Annotated in this window: 41 protein-coding genes; 38 read left to right on the forward strand and 3 right to left on the reverse strand. The window is 36.5% G+C overall.

The window, feature by feature from the left end; all coding sequences use genetic code 11:
• Positions 1-21: 21 nt before the first annotated feature.
• Positions 22-480 (reverse strand): FxLYD domain-containing protein, encoded by a 459-nt coding sequence (locus AC1EJ5_RS01735; protein ID WP_479814134.1) that lies wholly within the window; start codon positions 478-480, stop codon positions 22-24.
• A 49-nt stretch (positions 481-529) separates the two neighbouring features.
• Positions 530-1,135 (reverse strand): LexA family protein, encoded by a 606-nt coding sequence (locus tag AC1EJ5_RS01740; protein ID WP_479814136.1) that lies wholly within the window; start codon positions 1,133-1,135, stop codon positions 530-532.
• A 179-nt stretch (positions 1,136-1,314) separates the two neighbouring features.
• Here AC1EJ5_RS01740 and AC1EJ5_RS01745 point away from each other — a divergent pair, with 179 nt between their 5' ends.
• A complete protein-coding gene (locus tag AC1EJ5_RS01745; RefSeq protein WP_479814138.1) occupies positions 1,315-1,503 on the forward strand; it encodes a hypothetical protein in 189 nt (62 codons plus the stop codon).
• Here AC1EJ5_RS01745 and AC1EJ5_RS01750 read toward each other — a convergent pair.
• Positions 1,489-1,728: a hypothetical protein gene (locus AC1EJ5_RS01750; protein WP_479814140.1), complete on the reverse strand. Its 240-nt coding sequence runs from the start codon at positions 1,726-1,728 to the stop codon at positions 1,489-1,491. The two genes, AC1EJ5_RS01745 and AC1EJ5_RS01750, sit on opposite strands and share 15 nt — an antisense overlap.
• Positions 1,729-1,789: 61 nt before the next feature.
• Here AC1EJ5_RS01750 and AC1EJ5_RS01755 point away from each other — a divergent pair, with 61 nt between their 5' ends.
• From AC1EJ5_RS01755 to AC1EJ5_RS01935, 37 genes are all read left to right on the forward strand, one after another.
• The gene (locus AC1EJ5_RS01755) at positions 1,790-1,987 is read left to right on the forward strand and encodes a helix-turn-helix domain-containing protein (RefSeq protein WP_479814142.1); all 198 of its coding nucleotides are present in this window, start codon (positions 1,790-1,792) and stop codon (positions 1,985-1,987) included.
• Positions 1,988-1,992: 5 nt separating this feature from the next.
• Positions 1,993-2,208: a helix-turn-helix transcriptional regulator gene (locus tag AC1EJ5_RS01760; RefSeq protein WP_479814144.1), complete on the forward strand. Its 216-nt coding sequence runs from the start codon at positions 1,993-1,995 to the stop codon at positions 2,206-2,208.
• Between the two features lie 57 nt (positions 2,209-2,265).
• On the forward strand, positions 2,266-3,045 hold the full coding sequence (locus AC1EJ5_RS01765; RefSeq protein WP_479814146.1) for a phage antirepressor KilAC domain-containing protein: 780 nt from the start codon (positions 2,266-2,268) through the stop codon (positions 3,043-3,045).
• A 13-nt stretch (positions 3,046-3,058) separates the two neighbouring features.
• Positions 3,059-3,280 (forward strand): hypothetical protein, encoded by a 222-nt coding sequence (locus AC1EJ5_RS01770; protein ID WP_223417524.1) that lies wholly within the window; start codon positions 3,059-3,061, stop codon positions 3,278-3,280.
• A gap of 10 nt (positions 3,281-3,290) precedes the next feature.
• Positions 3,291-3,548, forward strand: coding sequence for a hypothetical protein (locus AC1EJ5_RS01775; protein WP_479814148.1), 258 nt, complete (start codon positions 3,291-3,293; stop codon positions 3,546-3,548).
• Between the two features lie 88 nt (positions 3,549-3,636).
• Positions 3,637-3,900 (forward strand): hypothetical protein, encoded by a 264-nt coding sequence (locus AC1EJ5_RS01780; protein WP_479814150.1) that lies wholly within the window; start codon positions 3,637-3,639, stop codon positions 3,898-3,900.
• Entirely contained in the window at positions 3,890-4,075 is a 186-nt protein-coding gene (locus AC1EJ5_RS01785; protein WP_479814152.1) for a hypothetical protein, read from the forward strand. Before AC1EJ5_RS01780 ends, AC1EJ5_RS01785 begins: the two co-directional genes overlap by 11 nt.
• Positions 4,072-4,308, forward strand: coding sequence for a hypothetical protein (locus tag AC1EJ5_RS01790; RefSeq protein WP_479814154.1), 237 nt, complete (start codon positions 4,072-4,074; stop codon positions 4,306-4,308). Before AC1EJ5_RS01785 ends, AC1EJ5_RS01790 begins: the two co-directional genes overlap by 4 nt.
• Positions 4,305-4,568 carry a hypothetical protein gene (locus tag AC1EJ5_RS01795; protein WP_479814156.1) on the forward strand — a complete coding sequence of 88 codons (264 nt, stop codon included), beginning with the start codon at positions 4,305-4,307 and terminating at the stop codon, positions 4,566-4,568. The genes AC1EJ5_RS01790 and AC1EJ5_RS01795 overlap by 4 nt, the downstream gene beginning before the upstream one ends.
• Positions 4,565-5,500: a YqaJ viral recombinase family nuclease gene (locus AC1EJ5_RS01800; protein ID WP_479814158.1), complete on the forward strand. Its 936-nt coding sequence runs from the start codon at positions 4,565-4,567 to the stop codon at positions 5,498-5,500. Before AC1EJ5_RS01795 ends, AC1EJ5_RS01800 begins: the two co-directional genes overlap by 4 nt.
• Positions 5,493-5,789, forward strand: a complete 297-nt coding sequence (locus AC1EJ5_RS01805) for a hypothetical protein (protein WP_479814160.1) — start codon at positions 5,493-5,495, stop codon at positions 5,787-5,789. The genes AC1EJ5_RS01800 and AC1EJ5_RS01805 overlap by 8 nt, the downstream gene beginning before the upstream one ends.
• A complete protein-coding gene (locus AC1EJ5_RS01810) occupies positions 5,782-6,021 on the forward strand; it encodes a hypothetical protein (protein WP_479814162.1) in 240 nt (79 codons plus the stop codon). Before AC1EJ5_RS01805 ends, AC1EJ5_RS01810 begins: the two co-directional genes overlap by 8 nt.
• An 11-nt stretch (positions 6,022-6,032) precedes the next feature.
• On the forward strand, positions 6,033-6,938 hold the full coding sequence (locus AC1EJ5_RS01815; RefSeq protein ID WP_479814164.1) for a recombinase RecT: 906 nt from the start codon (positions 6,033-6,035) through the stop codon (positions 6,936-6,938).
• The gene (locus AC1EJ5_RS01820; RefSeq protein ID WP_479814166.1) at positions 6,939-7,700 is read left to right on the forward strand and encodes a phage replisome organizer N-terminal domain-containing protein; all 762 of its coding nucleotides are present in this window, start codon (positions 6,939-6,941) and stop codon (positions 7,698-7,700) included. It begins immediately after the preceding gene.
• On the forward strand, positions 7,690-7,884 hold the full coding sequence (locus AC1EJ5_RS01825) for a hypothetical protein (protein WP_479814168.1): 195 nt from the start codon (positions 7,690-7,692) through the stop codon (positions 7,882-7,884). Before AC1EJ5_RS01820 ends, AC1EJ5_RS01825 begins: the two co-directional genes overlap by 11 nt.
• Positions 7,877-8,335 carry a single-stranded DNA-binding protein gene (locus AC1EJ5_RS01830; protein WP_479814170.1) on the forward strand — a complete coding sequence of 153 codons (459 nt, stop codon included), beginning with the start codon at positions 7,877-7,879 and terminating at the stop codon, positions 8,333-8,335. The genes AC1EJ5_RS01825 and AC1EJ5_RS01830 overlap by 8 nt, the downstream gene beginning before the upstream one ends.
• A gap of 15 nt (positions 8,336-8,350) precedes the next feature.
• The gene (locus AC1EJ5_RS01835; RefSeq protein ID WP_479814172.1) at positions 8,351-8,512 is read left to right on the forward strand and encodes a hypothetical protein; all 162 of its coding nucleotides are present in this window, start codon (positions 8,351-8,353) and stop codon (positions 8,510-8,512) included.
• Positions 8,512-8,853, forward strand: a complete 342-nt coding sequence (locus AC1EJ5_RS01840) for a DUF1064 domain-containing protein (protein WP_479814174.1) — start codon at positions 8,512-8,514, stop codon at positions 8,851-8,853. Before AC1EJ5_RS01835 ends, AC1EJ5_RS01840 begins: the two co-directional genes overlap by 1 nt.
• 11 nt (positions 8,854-8,864) lie before the next feature.
• Positions 8,865-9,206, forward strand: a complete 342-nt coding sequence (locus AC1EJ5_RS01845; protein ID WP_308748444.1) for a hypothetical protein — start codon at positions 8,865-8,867, stop codon at positions 9,204-9,206.
• A gap of 24 nt (positions 9,207-9,230) precedes the next feature.
• The gene (locus AC1EJ5_RS01850) at positions 9,231-9,452 is read left to right on the forward strand and encodes a DUF7336 domain-containing protein (RefSeq protein ID WP_479814176.1); all 222 of its coding nucleotides are present in this window, start codon (positions 9,231-9,233) and stop codon (positions 9,450-9,452) included.
• Positions 9,449-9,709, forward strand: coding sequence for a DUF3310 domain-containing protein (locus tag AC1EJ5_RS01855; protein ID WP_308748442.1), 261 nt, complete (start codon positions 9,449-9,451; stop codon positions 9,707-9,709). The genes AC1EJ5_RS01850 and AC1EJ5_RS01855 overlap by 4 nt, the downstream gene beginning before the upstream one ends.
• A gap of 11 nt (positions 9,710-9,720) precedes the next feature.
• Entirely contained in the window at positions 9,721-9,900 is a 180-nt protein-coding gene (locus AC1EJ5_RS01860) for a hypothetical protein (protein ID WP_308748441.1), read from the forward strand.
• A 42-nt stretch (positions 9,901-9,942) separates the two neighbouring features.
• Positions 9,943-10,392, forward strand: coding sequence for a hypothetical protein (locus AC1EJ5_RS01865; RefSeq protein ID WP_308748440.1), 450 nt, complete (start codon positions 9,943-9,945; stop codon positions 10,390-10,392).
• A complete protein-coding gene (locus AC1EJ5_RS01870) occupies positions 10,389-10,661 on the forward strand; it encodes a hypothetical protein (RefSeq protein ID WP_479814179.1) in 273 nt (90 codons plus the stop codon). Before AC1EJ5_RS01865 ends, AC1EJ5_RS01870 begins: the two co-directional genes overlap by 4 nt.
• A 26-nt stretch (positions 10,662-10,687) precedes the next feature.
• A complete protein-coding gene (locus tag AC1EJ5_RS01875) occupies positions 10,688-10,852 on the forward strand; it encodes a hypothetical protein (RefSeq protein WP_223417552.1) in 165 nt (54 codons plus the stop codon).
• 2 nt (positions 10,853-10,854) lie between these two features.
• The gene (locus AC1EJ5_RS01880) at positions 10,855-11,022 is read left to right on the forward strand and encodes a hypothetical protein (RefSeq protein ID WP_223420659.1); all 168 of its coding nucleotides are present in this window, start codon (positions 10,855-10,857) and stop codon (positions 11,020-11,022) included.
• A complete protein-coding gene (locus tag AC1EJ5_RS01885; protein WP_223420658.1) occupies positions 11,019-11,207 on the forward strand; it encodes a hypothetical protein in 189 nt (62 codons plus the stop codon). Before AC1EJ5_RS01880 ends, AC1EJ5_RS01885 begins: the two co-directional genes overlap by 4 nt.
• A 1-nt stretch (position 11,208) precedes the next feature.
• On the forward strand, positions 11,209-11,454 hold the full coding sequence (locus AC1EJ5_RS01890; RefSeq protein WP_223420657.1) for a hypothetical protein: 246 nt from the start codon (positions 11,209-11,211) through the stop codon (positions 11,452-11,454).
• Positions 11,444-11,794, forward strand: coding sequence for a MazG-like family protein (locus tag AC1EJ5_RS01895; RefSeq protein WP_479814182.1), 351 nt, complete (start codon positions 11,444-11,446; stop codon positions 11,792-11,794). Before AC1EJ5_RS01890 ends, AC1EJ5_RS01895 begins: the two co-directional genes overlap by 11 nt.
• A complete protein-coding gene (locus AC1EJ5_RS01900) occupies positions 11,787-12,140 on the forward strand; it encodes a hypothetical protein (RefSeq protein ID WP_479814184.1) in 354 nt (117 codons plus the stop codon). The genes AC1EJ5_RS01895 and AC1EJ5_RS01900 overlap by 8 nt, the downstream gene beginning before the upstream one ends.
• Positions 12,133-12,597, forward strand: coding sequence for a hypothetical protein (locus AC1EJ5_RS01905; protein ID WP_479814186.1), 465 nt, complete (start codon positions 12,133-12,135; stop codon positions 12,595-12,597). The genes AC1EJ5_RS01900 and AC1EJ5_RS01905 overlap by 8 nt, the downstream gene beginning before the upstream one ends.
• 582 nt (positions 12,598-13,179) lie before the next feature.
• Positions 13,180-13,713, forward strand: a complete 534-nt coding sequence (locus AC1EJ5_RS01910; protein ID WP_479814188.1) for a terminase small subunit — start codon at positions 13,180-13,182, stop codon at positions 13,711-13,713.
• A complete protein-coding gene (locus AC1EJ5_RS01915; protein ID WP_479814190.1) occupies positions 13,706-14,941 on the forward strand; it encodes a PBSX family phage terminase large subunit in 1,236 nt (411 codons plus the stop codon). Before AC1EJ5_RS01910 ends, AC1EJ5_RS01915 begins: the two co-directional genes overlap by 8 nt.
• A gap of 12 nt (positions 14,942-14,953) precedes the next feature.
• Positions 14,954-15,235, forward strand: a complete 282-nt coding sequence (locus AC1EJ5_RS01920; RefSeq protein ID WP_479814191.1) for a hypothetical protein — start codon at positions 14,954-14,956, stop codon at positions 15,233-15,235.
• 10 nt (positions 15,236-15,245) lie between these two features.
• Complete coding sequence (locus tag AC1EJ5_RS01925; RefSeq protein ID WP_479814193.1) at positions 15,246-16,682, forward strand: phage portal protein; 1,437 nt, start codon at positions 15,246-15,248, stop codon at positions 16,680-16,682.
• Positions 16,645-17,469, forward strand: coding sequence for a phage minor head protein (locus AC1EJ5_RS01930; RefSeq protein ID WP_479814195.1), 825 nt, complete (start codon positions 16,645-16,647; stop codon positions 17,467-17,469). Before AC1EJ5_RS01925 ends, AC1EJ5_RS01930 begins: the two co-directional genes overlap by 38 nt.
• Positions 17,462-17,632 (forward strand): hypothetical protein, encoded by a 171-nt coding sequence (locus tag AC1EJ5_RS01935; RefSeq protein ID WP_479814197.1) that lies wholly within the window; start codon positions 17,462-17,464, stop codon positions 17,630-17,632. Before AC1EJ5_RS01930 ends, AC1EJ5_RS01935 begins: the two co-directional genes overlap by 8 nt.
• The last annotated feature ends 81 nt before the right edge of the window (positions 17,633-17,713 follow it).

Below are 17,713 nucleotides of genomic sequence, written 5' to 3' on the forward strand. Positions count from 1 at the left end.
AATCCTGAGGCTGTGGGTTGATTAAAATCCACTTACTTCGTAGTCGTCTAGGTCGATGACTTGACCTTCGTCGGTGCTGAAGCTCATGGCTTCGAATTTCCATGTTTCTCCTGCTTTTAGGTTGTTTATGTTTGCCATGGCTGTGCCTAGTTTGTTGCCATCTTTATCTTTTACTGCGAAAGTAATTTGAATATAAGATTTGTCTGAGTCGGTGTTATTTTTTAAGATTCCTGTTGCTTTTGGCGTAAATCCTGATTCATCAACTTTAAGGTCGGTGATTTCGTATGCGACTTTTTCTTCTGGTTTTGCTTCTTCTTTTGTTTCCTCTTTTGCTGCCTCTTGTGAAGTTTCTGATGTTGGTTTATCAACCACTTTTGCCTTTTCTTCTTTTGGAGAAAAAATTACCCCTAATACAATAATTACTACAATTGCGATGAACCATTTTCTTTTATAGATTGGTTTCTTTTGTTTTTCTGCCATAATTTACCTCCTATATAGCATTTTTTATATAAAGCCTTTCGGCTAAATATCAGATTTTTCTTCTTATCTCTTTTACTATTCCTAAGATCCTGACGGGGTCGTCGCCTTTTCCGTAGGTTGTGGGTGAGTAGTTGGGATTAATTGGTTGTAGGGTTATTGTGCCGTTTTCATTTTTTATTACTGTTTTTAGGGTCGCTTCATACCCATTGACGTAGACTGCAGCATCGGTGCCGCTTTCGCAGTCGGGACATTTTTCTATTATCACGGTGTCGCCATTTAGGTATTTTGGGTACATGGAGTCGCCTTCGACTTTTAGACCTAAGTATTCTTTGTTTTTGTCGTATTCTTTTAGGGATAGGTCTTCGGTGTCGGTGATATCTTCTATTGCTTCTATTGGGATGCCTGCTGGTATGCTGCCGTAGACGTTGATTGTTATGTAGTCTTGGCCTTCTACTGGGCGTTCGTTACTTAGAATGTAGTCTAGGGTTACATCGAATGTTTGGGCGTACTTTTTAAGTATGTCTGCCCCTGGCTCTCTTTGATTTCTCTCGTACATGCTAACTGTAGACTTTGCTACATTTAAAATCTTTGCCATATCTGTTTGGGTTTTATCATTTTGTAGCCTTAAGTTTTTTAATTTTAAACCAATATTCATACAAGTCCTCCTTTGTTAACATATGGTGTATTTATTATATATTATATACACTTATAGTGTACTTGTAAATAGTGTAAAGTAGACGATTTGAAAACTTTTTGTTAAATATCTAATAAAACGCTTGACAAGTACACGAATTGTGTATATAATATGATTAACAGTTTAGAAAAGGAGGTTGTATGAAAGCGGAAGATATTAAAAAATTCCTTGAATTTAGAATGAAATTTACAAGAAGAGAATGGTTTGAGATTAATAAGGCTGTTGCTGACCAAGAGAACAAAAGAGCCGACCAAATAATGTTGGACGACTCTGATGTTAATGAGATTCAAAACAGTTTAAAAAATAATTCTTTTTTAGAAATCTGTTAACTGTATGAATATTGGATTAATTCTATAAGAACGTCCCTTGTAGATTAATTCAACATAATCCATCTGATAATATGAATGTTCTTGTTTTTTCTTGTTAGGTGCCCAAAGTTCAGCGTTTTCTTCAAACCACATAGCTGGAGATCTCATGCTGGCCCCTACCTTGCAATCAGGGTCATCATTTAGGCAAACCCATTCTCCTAATAAACAGGCATGTATTCTTGGCATATCAACACCTCCTTTCTTGCTATTATAATAATATTATACCATATATAGGGGGTAAATAAATATGAATACAATATGTAGTGGTTTAAGAGAATTAAGGATAAAAAATAAGAAGACTCAAAAGGAGATGGGAGAGATTTTAGGAACTAGTGCTAATATGTATCAAAAGTATGAGTATAGGCAGGTTGAATTACCTGTAAGGCATGCCAAGAGGTTAGGTGAATACTTTAAATTTGATTGGTGGTTACTTTATGAAGATTAGAGGGGGTGGTTGTTATTGAAAAGGTAAATACTAAAATTGCTAGGAAGTTAAGGAGTTTAAGAGAAAAAAGTGGTAAGACTCAGAAAGAGTTAGCTGATATAATGGATATTTCGATAAGTGCTATTAGTATGTACGAGAATGGTGAGAGAATACCTTCTGATAAAGTTAAGAAACAATATGCTTTACTTTTTGATGTTTCTATAGAGGATATATTTTTTTAACTTAAAAGTACACGTAACGTGCACAAAATGAAGAAGAAGTACACGAATGGAGGAATTATGAAAGAATTAAAAATATTTGATAATGAAGAGTTTGGGCAAGTTAGAACATCGATTATTGATGATGAACCATATTTTAGTTTGAATGACGTTTGTAGGATTTTAGAGATAAACAATCCTAGTCAAGCAAAGTCAAGACTTAATAAAGATGGGGTCATTAGTAATGAGGTCATCGATAGTATGGGAAGAACTCAATTAGCTAATTTTATAAATGAGTCGAACTTATACAAGCTAGTTTTCCAAAGTAGAAAACCAGAGGCTGAAAGATTTGCGGATTGGGTTACATCGGAAGTGCTTCCAGCTATCAGAAAGCACGGGGCTTATATGACTGACGGTGTAATTGCAAGAACTTTATCTGATCCCGATTATTTGATTATGCTTGCTACTAATCTCAAAGAAGAAAAAGCTAAAAGAGCCTTGGCAGAGGCACAAAACGAACGTAACAAACCTAAAGTCTTGTTTGCTGATGCGGTTTCTGCTTCTAATAAGTCTTGTTTGGTGGGTGAGCTTGCCAAGATGATTAGCCAAGAGGCTATAAGGACAGGAAAGGCACAAAAGAAGATTGGACAAAATAATCTCTTTGCATGGTTGAGAAATAACGGCTATTTGTGCAAGGCTGGAGAGAGAAAGAACCAGCCTAAGCAAGTCTACATCGAGCAAGGACTCTTTGAGATGAAAAAAGGATCTTATGTTGATAGCAGCGGGGCAAATGTTGTGACTACAACTACAAAGGTTACAGGCAAGGGGCAGATATATTTTGTTAATAAGTTTTTAGGTTAGGAGGTGCTTATAGGTGGAGAAAAGATTAGTTAAGAATGAAGGAGTTAAGGAAGCGGCAAAGATACTTGGTGTTACTGAGTATGCGATTGTTTGCGGTCTTAAGGCTGATAAATATAGCTTTGGTGCTACTTTTGTTGGCAAGGGTAGTGATCAGATGATTTATGTTGATATGTTTAGTTTGAAGTTAGTTGAAGAAGGAAAGATTTCACCTTTTAAAGGTGGATGGGTTTTATAAGAAGGATTAGATGCAAGTTTTTAAGATACCAAGAAAAGAGAGAATTGAGCTGATGAATAGCAGGAAGAAAGACCTTGATTTTATGGATAAGATTAAGCGTAGGGAGTTAGAGGGGGCGATTAAATTTCGCTTGACTGAGAAAATCCTGGTTACCCTTATAAGTCTGATGTGGCTAGGTTTAGGGATTGGAGGTTTTACTCCTATGTGCGAGATATTGTGCATACCTTTTGCGATTATCACACTTTTTGGTGGGTTGTGGATTATATAAAGAAAAAAGGCCTAGCCGAAGCTAAGCCAATTTAAAAAATAACTATAAGAATATTATACCAATTTTGGAAGAAAAGAAAAGGTGGAATATGAAAACTAGGGAATTTATGCAGCTTGAGGACAAAGAGAAAGAGAAGAAGTTTTATTTGGAGCATAAGTATCGAAGGTCTGTCGGTGGCAAATCGCTATATTTTACTATATACATTTCCCACGATTTGCTGCTTGTAAAATCTCGAATTGTTAGCGAAAATCTCAAACAAAAATTTACTCTTAAAGAAATTGAAGAGATCAAAGAAAAATACGATACTGATTTAACTGACTTTGAGTTAGTGGAGGTTGAAAATGAAGGCTAAAGATCAAGTGAATTTCTATGATGCGGTTTGGAGCATGGAGGTAGAAAGTTTAGAAAAGGTTAGAAAGATTCTTCTTAAAAAGAAGATGACTAACGATAACATCACTAAGCTTAATTTGGTTGATGTTGCGATTGCGGAAAAGCACAGAAGAAAAGGATATATGGAGAAGTTATGAAAATAAAATTTATACAAGAAAAAGAGTTTGAAGTTGATATTGATTTAGAGGTAGTTTACAAAAAGTTTGATGGGGATGTGCAGAAGGCGGTTGAAAGTGGCGATTATGAACCAGTTTATGTTGGAAATAAAGATTTGGTAGTTTTTGATAGTGATTTATCACATAAAGATGTGCTTTTTAGAGATTGCCTTATAGAAGAAAAGCGTAGAGAGATGGAGAGGGCAAGAGCATGAGGATTAGTTTTGCACTTACTAAAGAGTATGACGTTTGGATTGATATGGAAGAGATTGATAAAAAATACCTCGGTGATACTAAAGCAGCGGTTAAGGATAAGCTTAAGGAGGCGGAAGAGACCGACATTTATTTAGATGATATTGAGATTTTAGAGGAGGAAAAGCACTTCCCGGATTTGATGTATCAAGCAAGTCAGGAAGCAGCGTATCAGGCAGAGAGAGACCTGCAAGAGAGCCAGTATTTGAGGGATTTGATATGAAGAAGATTGCTAATGTTGCTAAGTTAAGCCGTGAAGAATGGCTTGAGATGAGGACTAAGGGCCTTGGCGGGTCGGATGCAGCGGCCGCCTGTGGTCTTAATCCATGGAAAAGTCGAGCTAGCCTTTACCTTGAAAAGACGGGTCAGGTTGTAAAAGACTTTGATAATGAAGTCATGAGGCAGGGTCGAGACCTTGAGGATTATGTTGCTAAAAGATTTACCGAGGCGACTGGCAAGAAAGTTAGAAGAAATAACTTTATGATGGCATCCAAAGAACATCCTTTCTTACTTGCTGATATTGATAGGGAAGTGGTCGGGGAGAATTCCATCCTTGAGTGTAAGACTACTAGCCCTTTTGCAAAAGATAAGTGGGCAGATGGGGCTATTCCTATCAATTATGAGCTGCAATGCCACCATTACATGATGGTTACGGGGGCTGAAAAATGCTATATTGCTTGCCTTATCTTTTCTACTGATTTTATTATCAGGGAGATTGAGAGGGACGAAGAAGTGATTGGGATGCTGAAAGCCCAAGAGGTTGATTTTTGGGAAAATTATGTCTTGGCTGGTCAGATGCCTGCACCTGATGGGTCGGCTGAATATGATACAGCTCTTAAAGATAGGTTTAAGGGCGGTCTTGAAGATTCTATTGATCTAGATGTTGATGAGTTAGATTTCAAGTCCTATCTTGAGACCAAAGACCTTATAAAGGACTTGGAGACTTCTACAAAGGAGTTTGAGCAAAAGATTAAGCTACAGTTAGGAGACCACGATTTTGGAGCGACAAACTTTTTACAGGTTAGCTATAAGCCTTTTACTACTACTAGGATTGATACTGCAAGAATAAAGAAAGAAAGACCAGAGATTTTTGAGGAGTTTTCAAAGACAAGCGAGTCTAGGAGATTTAATTTGAAGGAAGTTGTGAATGAATAAAAAGAATTATAGGGATATTAACGCGTTGTTGGAAGAGCTGATAAAGATATCAATGCATGGAACGATAGATACTATGTGGGAAAGTAGCGAAGAAGAATTGATGAAACATTTCGAAAGGGTAATGACTACGCCAGACGATGAAAATCGTCCTACATTATTTTCTTTAATGCAAATGGCAGGATTAATAGGAACTGTTTTAGTAACGAGACACAAGAAAGATGAAAATGAGCTAATGAAGATGTTGAAAGATAGCGACGCTTTATTTGTGAAGGAGATTATAAGTGAATAAGAGAAACAAAAATTATGCAGATGTTTTAAGCGATGTGACAAAAGATTATATCGAGACTTTAAAAACTGAAATCACTAGGTTGAGAGTTGAAAAGGCTCAGCTTATAAATAAACAACATGAGATTCTAGGACAGTTAGATTTAGCTAGAGATCAAAGGAATAAATATTATCAAATGACGGAAAAACTCGAGAAAAGAATATCAGAATTAGAAAAACAAGAAGAGGGATTTTAGGAGGATAAAACATGACTAATGCAAAACAAGCACTACAAAAAAAGAATGATTCTAGGACACCAGCACAAAGGAAGCAAGACACAGTTAGGGGACTGCTTAAGTCTATGGAGGGGGAGATTAAGAACGCTTTACCTTCTTACTTACCTGTTGAAAAGTTTATCAGGACTGCCCTTACTGCTATTAATTCTAATCCTAAGCTTGCATCTTGTAGTCAAGAGAGCTTACTTGCTGCCATTATGAACTCAGCACAATTAGGCCTTGAGTTTAATACACCACTTGGGGAGGCTTACCTCATCCCTTATGGTAATAAGGTTAATTTCCAGCTTGGCTACCAAGGACTTTTAAAACTTGCCTATAATACTGGGCAATTTAAGAGGATTACAGCCCGTGAGGTTAGGGAAAACGAAAAATTTGATTTCGATTATGGGACTGGTGAGATTACTCATAAGCCTTGCTTGACTGGCGATAGTGGGGATGTTATCGGCTACTATGCAATTTACCAGACCAAGGACGGCGGGCAGGATGTCTTTTATATGTCAAAGGACGATGCAAGAAATTATGGGATAAAGTTTTCAAAATCTTTTAATTATAGTGATAGCCCTTGGCAGACTAATTTTGATGCTATGGCTAAGAAGTCGGCTCTGATCCAAGTCCTTAAGTATGCACCTAAGGCTATTGAAAGTCAGGCTCTAGTACAGGCGACTAACTTTGATAATGCTAACTTTGAAAAGTCTAGGACTGTTGAAAGCGGTGAGAGGGTTTATCAGGTTGATTATGATCTTGAGCCTACTGAGGTGGTCGAGGTCGAGGAGAAAGAGGCTCCAGCTAATGTCGATAAGGAGACTGGCGAAGTTATCGAGGTGGATAAGCAATCTGGATTATTTGATGATGATTTTGAGCCTGTCAAGGAGGTCTAATTGGGTGATAATAAGAGGTATTATTGGCTAAAATTAAAGGATGATTTTTTTGATAGCCGAAAGATGAAGAAGCTTAGAAAGGTGGCTGGTGGTGATACTTACACCATCATCTACCTTAAGCTCCAGCTTTTAAGCATAAATAATGAAGGGGTTATTGAATTTGAAGGGACTGACGAAGATATTTATCACCAGTTGGCCCTTGACATTGATGAAGAAATTGACGATATAAAAATGACCTTGGCTTTTTGTAATGCCAACGATCTTATCGACTATGTGGATGATGATGTTTTTCTAAGTGAAGTGCCAGCCTTGATTGGGTCGGAAACGGCTTCAACAAGACGTTCAAGGAAGCATAGGAGAAAACAAAAAGCGTTGCAATCGAACGGTCGAGCGTTGCAATGCAACACCAATGCAACAAAATGCAACACAGAGCAAGAGCAAGATATAGAGCAAGAGCAAGAGAGAAGAGAAAAGAGTAAGAGCAGCAGAGAAGAAGAGCTGACTTATCGCTGCTACTGCCAATTTATTAAAAACAACTCAAATATTGATGATAGGGACTTGTTTGATAAGGCTATCGAGCAATATGGTTGGAGAAATGTCTTATATACCCTAGTTGTGATTAGGGATGAAAGAAAGGTTAAGGTCTCTAGTTTTAAGTATGTGCTTGAGATGTTAAGGGACGTAGAAAAATATGATGACTTTACTGTTAGCTATGTGGCTAATAGGGAGATTAACGAAATGGAGAAAAAGAATGAAGATTGATTTTAACAAGGAGGAGCTGGCGGTTTTGTCGGCTCTAGCCCATGATGCTACAAAAAAAGCGATGGCAACTGTACTAGAAAATCCAAGAGTTGTGATCGAGTCAGATTTTTATTTGAGTTTAGCCACTATAAACTTTAAAATAATGCACGCTGTAGAGGATATGAAGGAGAAAGTCGATGAATAAGGTTATTTTAATCGGTCGCTTGGTGCGTGATCCAGAGCTAAGATATACCCAATCAAACCAGGCGGTTTGCACTTTTACCCTTGCGGTGGATAAAAAGTTAAGCAGGGAGAAAAGAGAGGAAGCGGAGGCGGCGGGGAGACCTACTGCTGACTTCCCTAGGATTATTGTTTGGGGAAAAATGGGTGAGAATGCATCTAGATACCTTTTTAAGGGCAGTCAATGTGCTGTCGAGGGCAGGATTCAGACTGGGTCATATAAGGACCAGGACGGAAAGACAATTTACACTACTGACATCATAGCAGAAAATGTCGAATTCCTTTCCAGACCGACTCAGGACGAGCGAAAAAGCAATTCAGGTGTAAATACCCACCAAGGAAATAAAAATCAATCTGACGGCTTTTTTGAGGACGATTTTAGCGAGATTCAGGATGATGGAAGGATACCATTTTGATGATAGGAGGATTGTATGAATTTAGTTGTAGGATTTGTGAGTGGAACAGAAAGAAAAATTGCTATTGATAGTTTTGAAGTGAGTGAAGAATTAGGATGCATAAAAGCCTATAAAAGCAACTTACAGATTGGGATGTTTTCTTTTAATCAAGTTTGTTACTGGTTTGTGGAGGATTGATGGCTTATAACAAGTATAAAAACAGGAAAGTCACTGTTGATGGTATCACATTTGATAGCATGAAGGAGGCTAGGAGATATAAAGAATTAAAGCTTTTGGAGAGGGGCGGGGCTATTAGTGGCCTTGTCCTCCAGCCTAAGTTTGAACTGATCCCCACGATTAAAAGAGAGGGGCAGAAGACGGAGAGAGTAACATATTACATCGCTGATTTTGCCTATACTGAAAAGAAGACGGGCAAGGAAGTAGTGGAGGATGTAAAAGGCTTTAAGACGGATGTTTATAAGCTTAAGAAGAAGATGTTTTTGTTTAAGTATCCTGAGTTGCATTTTAGGGAGATATAGGAGATAAAAGTATGAAAACTACAAAAAGAAAAGAATTTACAAAATGGCTTATTGATAAAGGGCTTGAAATCAATACTCAACACAGAACAATTGATTGTAATTATGAGGGGATGTGTGCTTTTTCAATTAGTGATATGAACAGATATAACTTAACCTTGACTGGTATTTTCAATAAATTGCCAGATGTAGATATCACAGAATTGTATATAAAAATCGTTAATTATGCTTATTTGGATATAGATGAAAGATTTAAGGAATATGAAACTGAAACAATCCCTTTCAATTTGAAATTAAAAATTAGTCACGATGATTACGTTAAGAATAAAAAGTTGAGTAAAGTTGACAAAAGTTGAGTAAAACGGAGAAGAGTTGAGAAGATGAATAAAAAAGTTTATTTAGTTGAAGGATTTCATTATGACAAACCTGAAGGCTGTCTCGATTATATTTCGTTCGATGGTGTGTATTCTGATTTGGACGATGCAAAAAAAAGAATGCTTGAGCTTATGAAAGAGGCTGATGACACCAGAGAAATATACGGGATTAAAGAAATTGAGTTTGACAAGGAAAAGTATGAACGCTTTGGAGGTTATGCTGAATGACAGAAATCAGACCAGATTATTATAAGAGTGGAGGCTTAGAGGCCTTTGACGTTATAGATGCCTTTAACCTTGATTTTAACCTTGGCAATGCTTTTAAGTATATAGCTAGGGCTGGAAAGAAAGATAGCAAGGTTGAGGACTTGAGGAAGGCTGTTACTTATCTTAATAGGGAGATTGAGAAAGAGGAGAAAAACCGACCTGATTGGATGACTAGATGTCTTGGGGAACCAGTTAGGGGTTGTGAGAGAGAAAAATAGGAGAACAAGAAATGATAAAAGAATTAGAAAAGAGAAATTTAACATTGGAAAACTTTAAAGAATTAGTGGAAAAATCAGATAACAAGAAAGCTAAAAAGTTACTACCTTACATGTTAAGTGACGATTGTTCAGAAGAACAACTTAATAGGTTGGTAGAGTCATTTTTCAAATTAGAAGAAAAATCAAATTAAAGCTATCGAAAGCGATTACGAAGCTGGGAGGCAGGAGAATTTATGAGGATTGACGAGCTAAAAAGGATTGCAGAAGAAAATGGATATGAGTTTCACGATGAGCATGGACTAATTACAATTAGCAGAATAAGTCTCGACTATGAAAATATTGTGAAAATATCCAAGGGTAGATTAAATTGTTTATGGATTCACAATACCCGTTGTGATGATAAAGATTTAAACGTGATTAAGGCAGCGATTGATTTTGCAGAAACACCTCCAGAGGATAGGGAGGAACAGAAGAAGTTTTACTTGAGGCATAGAAGGATTTGCAGCAAAGGTTTTTACTTATACTTGCAAAAATTGTCTGATGTTGCCGATATGATGAGTGTTAGAGTTTTTGACTTTAGCGGTAATGATGATATAAAGTTTAGCGAAAAAGAGATTGAAGAAATCAAGAAAAAGTTTGATACGGATTTGAAAGATTTTGAGTTGGTGGAGGTGGAAGAATGACCTTAAAACCAACTAAAGATGTTAAAGAATATGAAAAGTACGGGTTTAAAAAGTGTAAAGGTATTTATGGTAAAAATGGTTGTTATTACTTATGTGTAGCTAAAGGTTGCAAAATGATTTTTCTAAGCCAAGCAATGATTGATATTATAGATTGGTCTGATAGCGACCCAAGAATCCACAAAAGACCTAATTGTAGATATAGCGATACGAGGACAGCCTTAGATATCGTTACAGGTCTTGCAATTAATGGAATGATTATCACGGAATAATTGATTATAGAACGGAAGGTTGAAGAATGAAAGTAAAAGATTTAATTAAAGAATTATCTTTATATGACGGTGAAGATGATGTTTTAGCTTATTTTTATGAGAAAGAAAGCGATGTAGAGTACGAGTGCGATTTTAAGGTTGACGGCGATGTAATCCCTTTATTGAATCTGGAAGAAATTAGGAGGTATTGAAAATGACTAGAAAAAGGGATATTAACGACTGGCTATTGTGGCTGATGGTTTTTAGGATTTTTGTGGATTTTCATGATTTGCAGGTTGCGATTTTGTATTTTGTTATGGCAGTAGTTTTGTTTTTAGCAGAAAGAGGATTGGAGAGATACTTTGAGAGGAGCAAGGCATGAAAGTAAAAGATTTTTTAGATTGGTTTTCTGACTATGACCCAGAAAGCGAATTGAAATTTGAATTGTTTGAATTAAAAGACGAGTTAAGGCGATGTGGAGTAGTTGAGACCCCTTTAGATGCTATAGATGTTAATTATTCTGATAAAACTGATAGTGTTTTTGTAACCATGAAATGGGGAGATTAAGATGAAAAAATGTAAGCTTGAATTAAACGATAAAGAAGTGACGGCTGATTTTTATGGTATATATCAGTATTCTAAAATCGTTGATTTGCAACCTATAAGAGGAAGGTTAGAAGAGGGAATTATTACACTTCCAGTAGCTGTGGTTGATTATGGTCGTGGTTTAGAATTGGTAGATGTAAGAGAAATTAAGGCGGTTAGTGGTAGAAGTTTAAGGGATTTTTTTAGGAGTGAATGGAATGAATTTTGAGGATTTAAAAGATAAGGTTTTAAAATGGGCAGATGATAAGGATTTGCTCCATTCAGAAAATGCGGATAAACAGTTTATGAAGTTTATCGAGGAGGTTTTTGAGTTTAAGACGGAGATGGACTTCGACATGAAATTTTTTAAACCACAGTTTAAAATATGGCTAACAGATGATGATATAAAAACTGAAATGGGAGATATTTTCGTTACTTTGATTATCCTTTGTGAGCAGATTGGGATTGACCCTGAGGAGTGTTTGTCTATGGCTTATGAAAAGATTAAAAATAGGCGTGGTAGGACTCTACATGGGACTTTTGTGAAGGAGGAGGATCTTGATGAGTAGGATTATATATTTAATTTCTATTTTAGATAAAATAAGTAGTTTTGCTTTACTTTTTTTAATTTTATCGATTGCAGCTTTACTCATAGGGGGATTGCCCTATCTTGATACTGTTGGCATACTAGATGATGCTGAGAAAAAAATGGTTAAAAGGTTTTTAAAGGGTGCTGGGATATTTTTTGTAGTGTCAACCCTAGCTACTGTGCTTATACCTGCCAAGGAGGAGATGTATATGATGGCTTTGACTAAGGATTATGAGGTTGAAGATGTTTACAGGATGACCAAGGATGAGATTAAGGGAAGTATTGATTATGTTTTTGATAAGATTGAGGAGTTAAAAAATGAGTAGATTTAAGGATAAAATCAATCGTGCTAGGGACCGTGAGAGGTGCGGTCGTGTGAAGGAGAGGCTTAGGAGGTATGAGCTTGACCTTGATACTATGGCGGAGGTTTTGGATGAAATCGAAGTTAAAAGGGATAGGCTTGATTGTCTTAAGTCGGGGATGGGTAATTCTAATCCTACGAAAGGGGGTGGTTCTAGTCAGGAAGATAAGATTGTTAAGATTCTGGATGATTTGAGGGAGCTTGAGGAAGGGCTTGGTCACTTGAGTGCTGAGACTAAGGAGGTTAGGGAGGCTATTAAGGCTTTGCCTGATCCTCAGATGGCGACTATTGTTTATTCGGTTTGGATTTATAGGTCTGAGTCGATGAGGTCGCTTGGGGAAAAGTATAAATTGAGTCATTCAGCTATTTGGAAGAAGTCGGATGTTGCTTTACTTTTCTTGTATAAAAAGCTTTTTAATTAGGCTTTAGGTTGACAAAAACAGCCTTTTATATTACAATTAAGGTAGAATGTTAAAGTGTAACTAATTTTAGATGTTCTGTATTAACTCGAAATCAATAGACGGCGATTGTGCCGTCTTTTTTTATGCTTTTTTAAGTCTATGAGTCAGGCTATCCACTTTTAGCACCTCCTTTTTAAATAGATTTTTCGCGGTACTCGGGAAGTGGGTTTTTATTGTTCTTTCCCCACTTATAAGAGAGTGACTTCTCTTAAATGTTTTTCAAATGCTAATTGTTATTGGTGGATGGTCTGGCTGATAGGCTTAAATTATGGGAAATATAAAGATAAAGAAAGTAAAAAAAGGTTATATTTTGTATGATGCTTGTGGGGGGTGGTAGACATTCCCACTTTTTTAATAGAAGGGCTGCGAGGAGGTGTTTGACTTATATAAATAAGGGCATTTTACCTAGTCAGCCTTATTTTGTTGAGTCTTGTAGGAGGTTGTTATCTAAGAAGGAGTTCGAGAGGTTGAGACCTCAGAAGAAGAAGGATAGGTATTTTAATTCTCAAAAGGGTGTTAGGAGATAGAAAGGGGTGATGCTCATTGGCGAGGGATGAATATGGTCTTACGTCTAATCAGAGAGCCTTTGCTGATGAGTATATCAGGAACAAGGGCAATGCGACGCAAGCTTATTTGTTTGCTTATCCTCATATTAAAAAAGAAAATACTGCTTGGACAAATGCTTCAAGATTGCTAAGGAATGCTAAGGTTTCTAAATACATTGCTGATAGGACTAAAGAGATTCTAGACAAGCAAAAGATGGGGCAGGATGAAATAATCACTACCCTTACTTCGATTGCTAGAAGAGATGTTCAAAAGTCTTATTTTAAGTCTTATAACCATCTTACAGGTGAGGTTGAAAAAGAATATACTAATGAGTTTCAACCAAGTATGAAGGATGCTACAGATGCTTTAGATGTATTAGTTAAGTTTCTTGGTGGTCCTACTAATAATAAAAAGACTGAAATGCAAATTAAGAAGATGGAGGCTGAAATTGAGTCTTTGTCGGCTAGAGATGATAGGGAGCTTAAGATTGATAAGTTTTTGGATCTAGTAGAAGGTGAACTTGATGAGTAGGCTTAAAGAAATTTACACTGATAAGCAAATAGAAATATTAAGAAAAACACGGTCTCAAGACTGGTTTATGTTAATTAATCACGGGGCTAAGCGAAGTGGTAAGACTGTTTTAAATAATGATTTGTTTCTTATGGAATTAAGGCGTGTTAGAGATATTGCAAAAGCTGAAGGTGTTGATGAGCCTATGTATATTTTGGCTGGTGTATCTTCTAAAACTATTCAGAATAACATCTTGACTGAACTTACTAATAAGTATGACATTGATTTTAAGTTTGATAAGCATGGTTCTTTTAAGATGTTTGGAGTCAAGATTATACAAGCTTTTACAGGGACTATTGGAGGATTGGGAGGTATCAGAGGTATGACAGCCTATGGGGCATATATCAACGAGGCCTCACTTGCAAGACGTGAAGTTTTTGACGAGATTGTTTCGAGGTGTTCGGGTAAAGGTGCTAGGATATTATGTGATACTAACCCTGACAATCCTGAGCATTGGCTTAAGAAAGAATATATCGATAATCCGACTGATAGGATTTTGTCTTATAAATTTACTATTTTTGATAATACTTTTTTGGATAAAAGATATTTGCAAGATACCATCGAGACCACGCCTGCTGGGATGTTTACGGAGCGTAACATTTACGGGAACTGGGTGTCTGGTGATGGAATGGTGTATAAGGATTTTGATGGAGAAAAACATTTCATCGATGATATTTCTGATTATAAATTTAAAAGATATATAGCTGGTGTTGACTGGGGATACGGTCACTATGGAGCTATTGTGGTGTTTGGTGTGACTGATGATGATAGATATGTTATGATTGAGGAACACGCCGAGACAGGAAAAGAAATAGATTATTGGGTGGATATTGCTAAAGGTATCAAGAAAAGATACGGCAATATCCCTTTTTATTGCGATTCTGCGAGGGTCGAGCATATAGATAGGTTTATCCATGAGGGATTAAAGGCTTATCTAGCTAATAAGGCGGTTATACCTGGTATTGAGTATGTGGCTACCCTTTATAAGACTAATAAGCTTTATATTTATAAGCCTGTGGCTAAAAGATTTTGTCAAGAAATATATTCTTATGTTTGGTCTGATAGAGCAGGGGCTGATAAGGTCAAGGAAGAATTTGACGATGTGCAGGACGCTATTAGGTATGCCCTTTATACTGATAAGGCTGATGGTGGTATCAAGACCATGAGTAGAAAAGCACTAGGAATTTAAAGGAGTTAAAATATGAAGGTTTATTTGGTATTAGAGACTAACTTTGGAACGGTAGGGGACTATGGTTCTTCTTCTGGTTTGATTTGGGCATCTTTGAATAAAAAAAAGGCTAAAGATTTCATTGATGAGAAGAAAGAAAAATTAAACGAAGATGGAACAATAAGATTTGATTGTGATATTGATGAAGAAGATCGTGACTATTCAAGACGTGGCTATTCAAGATATGATTATCGATTATTAGAGTATGAATTGGAAAAAGAAGAATATCAATACATAGACGGACTAATTGAGTAGGAGATAGGATTTGAAAGTTGAAAGTTATATAACAGAAAAGATGGAGTTGCCAGAAAGGATTTGCTTACCAGCAGATACCGAGGTGACTCCTTCTTTGATTAAAACATTAATTGAGATTAAAAACGAAGATAACAAGAGGTATTTGACTCTACAAGGATATTATGAGGGTAGGGCAAAGATTGACGAGAGGAAGAAAGAACCGCATAAATCTAATAATAAGATGAGTCTTGATTATGCTTCTTATATAGTGGATATCCTCCAAGGTATGGCGGTTGGTAGACCTGTTATATATGGGGTTAGTGTTGAAGATAGAGAAAAGTTTTCTGTTGTTCAAGATATATTAGATTTAAACGTAGAGCAAGATGAAAATACAGCACTGGCAAAGATGAGTGGTATTAATGGATTGGGTTATGAAATAAATTATGTAGATGAAGAGGGAAATTATAAATTCAATGAGGTTAAGCCTCAAAATATAATCTATATTTATGATGATAAGATTAATCCTAAACCATGGTTAGCCCTTTATGTGAGGGATGAGATTAGCCTTGAAAACCTAACTGCAGATGAAAAGAGTCAGGCGGTTACGGCTTATATGGTGGATAGTATCCAAGAGTATAAGACGGGAAAAGATGGTTATATTCTAGTAGATGAGTATGAGAATATCCTGCATAAATTCCCTGTTATAGAGTGGGCAAATAACGATGAATTTATAGGTGATTTTGAAAGAGTTTTATCTTTAATCGATGCTATAAATTTGATTTACTCTGACAATGTCAATAATTTTGAGGAGCAGGTCAACGCCTTACTTATTTTATGGGGAATGGTAAATACTGATTCTGAAGATTTTAAAAAGCTAAAAGAAGATGGTGTGTTACTTGCTACTAGTCAATCGGCAGGCAAGCAAGATGCCAAATTTATTACAAGAGATATAAACGATGATTCTATACAAAACCTTATAAAGAATTTAGATGAGGCAATCCACAAGTTTTCTAAGGCTCCTAATGTATCAGATGAAAAGTTTTCTGGTGTTGCATCTGGAGAAAGTCAAAAATACAAAGTCTTTGCAACGGATCAAGTGATTGAGTTAAAACAAAGAAAATACCATACAGCCCTAACTCAAAGGTTAGACCTTATATGTGAGTATATAAGACTTAAGCATGGTATAGACCTTGATTATAGGTCCATAGCCATTAATTTCCAAGATAATAAGCCTTATGATGAACTTAAAAATGCACAAACTGTAAAACAATTATTAGATGCAGGTACTTCTAAACAATTTGCTTTTTCTAAATTAAAAGGAATTGATGATGTCGGTGAAGAATTAGAAAGACAAAGGCAGGAAAAAGAAGAAGCCTATCAAGATTATGCGGATTCTTTTCTAGCTGATACAAAAGAAGAATGGGTAGAAGATGAAGGCGGAATTCGAGCGTATTTCACTCGCGATTGAGAAGTTAATCAAGAAAAGGTGTAAGGGTATCAATCAGAATTACAACCGCTCCTATAAGCGAATAAGACGTGAATTAAGGAGACTCTATGATGAGTGCGAAGTAGAAGGACAATTGTCGATTGACGACTTAAGGAGATTTAAGGAGTTGGAAAGACTTGATGCCTTGACTAGTCAGATTGTAGTGTCGATGTTTAAGGATAACGAGGCCCTGATTGAAAAAATCCTTTATGATATAGCGGATAAGACTTATAAAGAGTCTGTAAAGCTGACGGATTCGGGGATTGTTGCCATCAACAAGCCTATAAATGCTAAGGACATAGTAAGAAAGAGGGTAGGAGGTCGTGTTTGGGTCGAGAGGGTCGAGCATAGGGCTTCCAATACTAATTATGATGTTAATTCTCTTATTCGTGCTGGTATGGAGCGAGGGGATTCTTATACTCAGATTGCTAGAGACCTTAAGGGTAAGCTTGCCAAGGATAATGCTAGCCTTAATCGATTAGTAAGGACTGAGGGGTCTAGGGTGGTTGAGGATAGTAAGTTCTCCACTTTTGAAGAGATTGCGAAAAATCCTAAAATCGAGGTCTACAAGATTTGGCACACTATGAGCGATGAAAGGGTCAGGTCAAGCCATCAAGCTATGGAGGGTGTCAAGGTCAAGATGGATGAAGAATTTACCCTGCCTAGTGGGGCGACTTGCCTATATCCTAAGACTACTGGATACCCTGAGGAGGATATCAATTGCAGGTGCTATGTTGAATATGTGACGGAGATTAACAAAGATGAATGATTTTGATGAGGATTTTAAGGCTGATTTATCTAAAATTCTTTTTGCTTTGATAATAGTAATCTTAGAATTAATGATTCCTACAGAATCTTCTGGAAATGAATTTGTGGATATGTTATTAAATTTTGGAATATTTTGGTTAATCGCGGAAATAGTTGGTTTGTAAATTTAATCGTGAATTAATCGTGTGAAAAATCACACAAAACAAGTAAATATCAAAGAATTAATCGTGCGGAAATCGTGCGAT

Source organism: Anaerococcus sp. C0059F3 (assembly GCF_056590475.1).